We start from the raw sequence: 7,669 nt of genomic DNA, 5'->3' as shown, positions 1-7,669 counted from the left end.
AAGGAAGTCCGCTGATATATTCTTTGATATTGGCAACATCTGCAGCGTATACCAGTCTTTCTTTATCAATCCTGTCTTCTCCAAAAGCAATATTGTTGGCAATGGTATCGCTAAAGATAAATCCTTCTTGCATTACAGCGCCAATATTTGCTCTCCATGCTTTTTGCGAAATATTTTTTAGTTGCGCATTGCCAATGCTAACTTCTCCTTTTTCAGGTTCATAAAATTTCAGAAGCAGTTTCATTAATGTTGTTTTTCCGCTTCCGCTGACCCCTACAATTGCAGTTACTTTGTTGGCTGGAATTACTAAACTCAAATCGTCCAAAACTGGAGCATCTGCACCTAGATATCGGTATGATACATTTTTGATTTCGATATCGGCATCATGAGGAATTTCGTTGGTCTGATTCGCTTCTTGTTGTAGCTCATCTTCTTTTTCATGGATTTCTGATAATCGGGCAAGCGAAATTTTGGCATCCTGAAGTTCTCGCACGAATTCTATAAGTTGTGTCACCGGGCCATTCAAACTGCCAACAATTGAACTGATGGCGAGCATCATTCCGAGTGTAATTGAACCATCGATTACTAATTTCGCCGAAAGGAAAATAATAAAAATGTTTTTTAATTCATTAATTACAGAAGAACCGATAGTTTGAGTTTGTTCTAAAACCAATCCTTTGATCGAAACTCTAAATAATCTTGCCTGAACATATTCCCAACTCCAACGTTTTTGCTTTTCGGCGTTATGTAGTTTGATTTCCTGCATTCCGTTTATCAGCTCCATTACTTTGCTTTGTTCCTGTGAAACCTCTGCAAATCTCTTGTAATCCAATGCTTCTCTACGCTTTAAAAACAAAGTAATCCACCCTAAATAAAGCAAACTTCCAATAAAAAAAATAAAAAAAATTTTCAGATTAAAATACGCTAAAACCGCTCCCATTACTACCATATTGATGACAGAAAAAAGAACATTTAAGGATGATGTGGTCAGGATTTTTTCAATTCGGCGATGGTCGTTAATTCGCTGCATAATATCTCCGGTCATTCTTACATCAAAAAACGAAATAGGCAGGTTCATTAGTTTGATAAAGAAATCTGAAATAAGAGAAATATTGATTCTGGTAGAAAGATGAAGTAAAATCCAGCTTCTGATAAGTTCCAAACCAGTTTTTCCGGCAAATAAAAAAAGCTGTGCGAAGAGAATTAAATAAATAAAATTAAGATTCTGATTCTGAATTCCGACATCGACAATACTTTGAGTTAGAAACGGAAAAATCAACTGTAACAAACTACTTCCTAACAATCCAACACTTAGTTGAACCAAAAAAGATTTATATCTCAGGACATATTTTGACAATAAACCAAATCCTAATCCTTTATTATCTTCTTTATCAAAATCGGATTGAAAAAATTTAGGCGTTGCTTCGATTAATAAAGCGATTCCTTCTTCTGTAAATTCATCTGCATTGTTTCCAATCCATAATTTTAGGAAATCTTTTGCATTATATTCAATTAAACCAAAAGCAGGATCTGAGACATAATAAATGCCTTTTTTTATTTTATAAAGTACAACATAATGGTCATTATTCCAATGAAGAATGCATGGAAGAGGCGCTTCTTCAAAGCTTGATACGGACAATTTTACACCTAGAGTCCTAAATCCGATTTTTTCGGCGGCATCACTCAGAAAAAGCAAATTACTTCCTTCACGAGTTGTTTCGCTGAAATCTCTCAACTCCTGAATATTGATTGTTTTTCCGTAATATTTAGCTATGATCTTTAAACACGTAGGGCCACAATCCTTATGATCGGCTTGTCTGTAATTAATAAAATTCTTCAAATTTCAGTATATTTTATCTTTTAAATTTGAGCTGATTAAAATAGGCCTTAGCAAAATAGTACATCTTAAATTCCATAAATCTCTGATTTTCCTGAAAATGTCTATTCATGCTCATATGTATAATCAACCAAGCATATGCCTCTACATCTATTTTTTTATCATTCTCACTAAAAGTATCCTCTTTAAAAATATAATCTGTCAAAAAATTACTGAAGTTATAAGAGTTTATTTTAAATTTTAATACTGCAAAATCTCTATTGAAATCCTTCCTTAGTTCCGATGTTAATTCAAATTCATTTGAATAATTCTTTACAGCATTTTCACAGAAAACGATCATCTGTTCTAGAGAAAATCCTAAAAAATTCAAATAATTCTTAATTTTTAATATTGCACAAATCTGTGATTCTTCTTCGCTCAAATCATTATTTGCAATATCAGTCAAAAAATTTCTGCTGTCCAGATCAAAAATCTCTTCAGAAAATTCCATAATTTTTCTTCCTCCATATCTATGTAATTCCTGATTATAGGGTAAAACATGGTACTTACCGATTATGTTTCTTAATTTCAAATCATGAATAACACCAATAATATACTGCTTACTTTCAGTAGACTTAGTTTTGAAACGCAACCTCAAATGACGATCAGGGTTAAAGTAATTGACAAAGAAAAACTGATCTGCTTTATCCTCTAAAATAATTTTATTCTCTATTGCTTTAAAAATTTCAGAATCAGAATGAATATTGCAGAATACTTCCAGATAAAGCCAATCTGAAATGAAAGTAGCATTATCTGATATTATTTCTTTTATTTCTACATCTTTGTAATCCGTATTCGGCCTCAGGAAATGTGAATTCTTAATGCCTACAATTAATTCGTGAGCAAAATTTTCTTCCCCCCTGCTGATTAAGGGATCAAAATTTTCATATAGACATTCGGAAACATAAAAATATTTTTCCTCTTTTAACTTTTCAAATAAGAAAAAAAGATTATCCCCGTTTTCAGTATCCAGAATAAGATTTCTTTGTCTATCAATAATGACTATTTTCTGCGAAAAGCAATGTGCTTCGATTTTTTCTAACAAATATGTTTTAAACTCTTCAAGAGTAAAATTATCATAAACCAGTAGTATCTGTGCAGGATGAATTAAAATGCCTTTTTCCAAATAAATTCTTGGAACATATGGAACAGAATGACGGTACAAGTTAAAGTTTGCATTAATGCCATATATTTCCTGATTATAAAATTCAAAATCACATAGGAAATTGTAAACACTGGAATCAAAAAGTTTCTGGTTGACTGCAGAGACTTTTTTCGGCAATATTTCCTTTTGCAGTTTTTTTGACACCAGTGAAATATTTTTTCCGTTTAAATGAATAAAAAGGTCAGATTGCAAAATAGGATTGCTTTTTTCATCATAAGAACTGTTTATTGGAATACAGTAATCATAACGCTGCTTTTGAGGTGCTACATTTATGCTACGGAAACTTCCCATACATTTTATGTCTGCAATAATTTTTCCTTTATGGACTTCTTTTTCATACTCAATAATATCTTGAGAAGCATCTTCTGTAACATCGCTGAACCTTGAAATTATATTCAATGCAGAAGGATCTCCTAAACCAAGCACATGTATAATTGATTCTCCTGATTTTTTACATATTAATTTTTCAAAAATAATATTGAAACTGGCAGGCAATTTGGATGCTTTTATATCTATATTTTTATCTACTGGTAAATTCAGAAATAGCTCATTATTTTTAGAGGATAATATTTTTATGACAATATCCTGATGAAGCTTTAATTCCTTGTCCTCTTTTAATTTAGTGTAATCTATACCGGAATATGGATTAAAAATATCGTTTAATGCTATAAAACCATCATTATACTTTTCACTTAGCTTGCCGATAAACTTATTTATGTTATCATTTACAATTGTTGTATGTGAGTTATATTGAACGGTAAAATCTATATACTTTCTTATTCTATCCTGTAGATTAAAATCTAAACTTCCAGAATTGGTATCAAAGGAATTAATTGCATAAAAATTCCTAGGCCAATCAATATCCTTAAATAAATCATTTTGTTCTTTAATATAACTTTTGGCAAAAGTTCTAATACTCTCGTCCGATCCCATAAAATGTTCTCTCTTTTCGATTAGATCGGACACAAAGAAAGGATGTGAAGCATTTAATTTACTTGCATATGATTCAAACAGATAACAATCTATAATCAGTCCCGTTTCAGTGATTTCCTTTAAGAATGTCTCCACCTCCAATTGATCAAAGTTTTGTGAAATAAGATCATCAATCACTTTTAACATGGTTACAGGATTACTAAATTGATCTAAAAGCCATCTTAAATCGTCATCACAATCAATTTCAATATAGTGAAGGTCTATTTTGTCATTAAGCTTATTTTTGGACTTATAAAAACCAATTTTTTCATCATTTATAAAATGTACGGTCGGATTCATGCAGTATGTTGTATCCTTCCATCTTTCATCAGCTTTCTCAATTAATTTTGAAGAAATAAAATAGTTATCGTATTTGACCGTGACAAATAGACTATCGCCTTTTACTATACTAGTTTTGTCACCCCACTTTAGTGTTCCAACACTATTAAAAACACCAAAAGGAGTAGGATTAAAATGAGCCCTTAAAAAATAATTAGAAAGTGAATGTGCCGTCTTCTCTTCTTTATTTTTATTCAGAGCATGATACAAACTCCCCGATGCCGTCAAAAGACAAAGATTAAACAATTCACTTTTATTGAAAAAATCGGGTAGATTATTTTTATTTAGATCGTATGACTGAACAGAAAAGTTGGCAACTCTCTTAATAATATTATCAAAAAAAATCATGGGGAATATTTTATTTTTTTAAATGTTACAACTAGTGCAGGTTAAAAACTTCTAACCACTTTGCATCTATTACTTTGTTTACGGTTAATAATGTCAGGGCAAGTCCCGCAGATCCTAAAAGAAGATTAACTTCCGGATGATAGCTTTCCCTTGAATTGTCATAATAGAAGAAAGTCTCAAAATTGCTAGTTTGTTGTTTTATTTTTTCTAGCCATCGATTAATCGCAGGTTCATAGTTTAAACCGTACTTCTGTCCAGCCAGAAAAAACTGGACTGCTATGCCGGCAGAACCATGACAGAATCCAAAATCTCTAACACCTGAATCTTCAAAGTTTATCAGGGAGGAGTTATTCATAAGCAGAACTGAATCGTTAATTAAATCATCCTTTTCCAGAAAAACACCAGCATTAAACAAAGCATTAGAAACTCCTAGATCACCCTGGCACCATGAAAGCCTGGATGGGATGAACTTTTTGTCTTCTATTAAAAACACATTTGCAAAAAATTGCTTTGAAATACCGTCGTATTTTTTATTTTTTTGAAGATGGTCAACACAGACTTTCAAAGCTTTAGTAATATCCAAATCAAGAGTTGAAACATTTTTTTTCAAATAAATCAGGAAATTGGCATAACTGGCAATACCATGAGCAATCCCAAAAGAATAATAATTATTTCTAGTTTCGCTTGATTTCATTAATATACTAAAAAAGTCCCCATTTATTCCAGAAACCAGATAATGCGAAAAATCGTTTAGTATCTTTAAAATCAATTTACTTTCTGTTGTTTTATATCTTTCTATAAAATACATGGCAATACCCATTGATTCATGCATAAAATCAAAATTACCAGATTTATAGTGCTCTTTGAATTGATCAATAAGAAGACTGTCAATGGTTAAGAAATAATCCTCCTCAATCTCAACACTTTTATTCTGTAGCCTTAACAGGGCAAGTCCATAACCTGCTAAACCAGAACAAATGGAGTAGGAATTAATTTTTTTTTCAATTAATTCATTTGTTTTTTCGATAAGCGTTAGGAGCTTGTTTTCGTATTCCTCCTCGCCAAAAGCAGCGTGTAGATAATCATAAAACATAATGATACCCGACAGGCCTACATACAATCCGAAATTTTCATTGGTATGATAAGAATTCCAAATGTTTTTTTCGATTTCTAAAATTTCATCTCTCATATTTAGTAGTAACCTATATTCCCTGATTAATAAATAGAATAGCTCTTTCAAGCGCTTCATCTCTTCCTTCCTTAATTCCTTTTATTGTGGCTTTAATCTGAATATCAGGAATTATTCCGATTCTCTGTGTTTCCTTCTTGTCTGGATAATAGACACCTATACCCGAAAATCTTGAAATAAAAGTTTTGACAGGATCTATAACACTAACGTTACCGTCTGCGCCTGCTGTCTGGCTGCCGATTATTGTAGTATTATCTGCTGTCTTAAAGCACATTGCTGTCCATTCAGACTGGCTGAAAGTATACTCATTTACCAAAACAATTACTTTTCCCTTGTAATTATTTTTATTCTCGAAACCTGTTACAGTAGGATCCTTCCAAATATATCTTCCTGGGTAATGTAAATCAGGTCTCGTGTAAATGGCGAATCCTTTAGGCTTTGAGTTCAGGAAATTTGACAACTCTTCGTATGTACTGTTAGGATAATTTCTTAAATCAAAAATAATCGCCTTGGTCGACTGTAGATTTTCAATCATTGAGGGAATATTCTGAATTTTTAGCAGTCCCATATCAACATAACCTATATTTTTGTCTAAAATTTTAAACCTTTCTTTTTTTTCTTTTTTCCTATATTCATTCATATGGGAATCATGGTAGTTGTGAAGATTAACTATCCTTGTTTTGTAGTTGTCATTTTCAAGAAATTCCAATTCAACAGATTCTGAATATTTCGATAGGATAGAAAGTGAAAGGTTGTACAAATAAAAAGCTTCATTCGAACCATTTACATACTCTTTATTTTCAAGTACAATATCCTTAACATTTTTACCATCAACTTTAGTAATTACATCTCCCACCTTAATGTTATCAGCATTAGCGATACTGTCACTTAGGATTTCGGTAACAACAATTTTATCCTCAATTATTTTGACACCGGCAGGAAAATAATATTTGTTTTTATTTAATTCCGGATTAGGATCAGGATATTTATAAAATAGCCCATGCGAATCATTTAATCTAACTGTCAAACGTTTAACCGCTACATAAAAATCCTCTTCTCCGCCCGCATTAACAAATACTGGCAATAACTCCTCTAAACTTTTGTCCCAATTTTTATCCATTAAATATTTATACGGATAAAAGTACTCTATGACATTCCAAAACATAAATAAAACCAGAATCCTTGATTCTTTGCTGTCTGGTTTAAAATTTAAATAATTTTCATTTCTGACAAAAACATTCCCAGCGTTAAATGTCGAAACGTAATACTGATCGCCCTGAAATCTGTTTTGTTCAATAAATTTCATTTTCTTGATAAGATTTTTTGAAAACAGAGTATTATTTGTAATCCAGGAAAGGTCAAAATTTTCATCAAAATACTCAGAGCCAGATTCATTGTCGATAATCTTAGTCTCAGGAACTGTTCCTAAAGAATCTATCCAATTGGTAATAGTCAATGAAAATTCTTCTTTAGTTTTTGCTTTTTCTATTTTGGGTAAAATATCCTTAAGCTGTTTGTCCCAGTTAAAATCTCCTCTAGCAACATTTGGATGGTAATATTTTAAAAAACCCCATATTTTACATACTGCTGCAAGTTTATGAGTCTCTGTTACGGTGTTCTGACAATTGGCAGCCTGAGTATATACAAGTAATAAAAATACTAACGTTCTTATCATTTATTATTTTTTTTTTATAATTTATGAAGTCATGCCGATCAACAAAAAAATAAAATCATTAGAGGGAAATTTGAGGTAAATGCATAATAAATAAATTTATTATGC

At 31.5% G+C, this 7,669-nt stretch carries 4 protein-coding genes; all 4 read right to left on the bottom strand.

Going from position 1 to position 7,669, the window contains the following annotated elements:
- On the bottom strand, window positions 1-1,840 hold a 1,840-nt coding region (locus K6T82_RS05795), incomplete at its 3' end, for a peptidase domain-containing ABC transporter (RefSeq protein WP_223704980.1).
- Window positions 1,841-1,853: 13 nt separating this feature from the next.
- Window positions 1,854-4,700, bottom strand: coding sequence for a thiopeptide-type bacteriocin biosynthesis protein (locus tag K6T82_RS05790; RefSeq protein WP_223704979.1), 2,847 nt, complete (start codon window positions 4,698-4,700; stop codon window positions 1,854-1,856).
- Between the two features lie 31 nt (window positions 4,701-4,731).
- Entirely contained in the window at window positions 4,732-5,889 is a 1,158-nt protein-coding gene (locus K6T82_RS05785; protein ID WP_223704978.1) for a lanthionine synthetase LanC family protein, read from the bottom strand.
- A 13-nt stretch (window positions 5,890-5,902) separates the two neighbouring features.
- A complete protein-coding gene (locus K6T82_RS05780) occupies window positions 5,903-7,564 on the bottom strand; it encodes a S41 family peptidase (protein WP_223704977.1) in 1,662 nt (553 codons plus the stop codon).
- Window positions 7,565-7,669 lie beyond the last annotated feature (105 nt).

The sequence above is a fragment of the Flavobacterium potami genome (assembly GCF_020026915.1).
Lineage (GTDB): Bacteria > Bacteroidota > Bacteroidia > Flavobacteriales > Flavobacteriaceae > Flavobacterium > Flavobacterium potami.
Note: the sequence above shows the minus strand (reverse complement) of the source record. Positions and strands in the feature narration are given on the sequence as shown.

Bases quoted from the DNA above. Each gene is read 5' to 3' on its own strand.
- K6T82_RS05790 (WP_223704979.1), bottom strand. From the start codon at position 4,700: ATGATTTTTTTTGATAATATTATTAAGAGAGTTGCCAACTTTTCTGTT.
- K6T82_RS05785 (WP_223704978.1), bottom strand. From the start codon at position 5,889: ATGAGAGATGAAATTTTAGAAATCGAAAAAAACATTTGGAATTCTTAT.
- K6T82_RS05780 (WP_223704977.1), bottom strand. From the start codon at position 7,564: ATGATAAGAACGTTAGTATTTTTATTACTTGTATATACTCAGGCTGCC.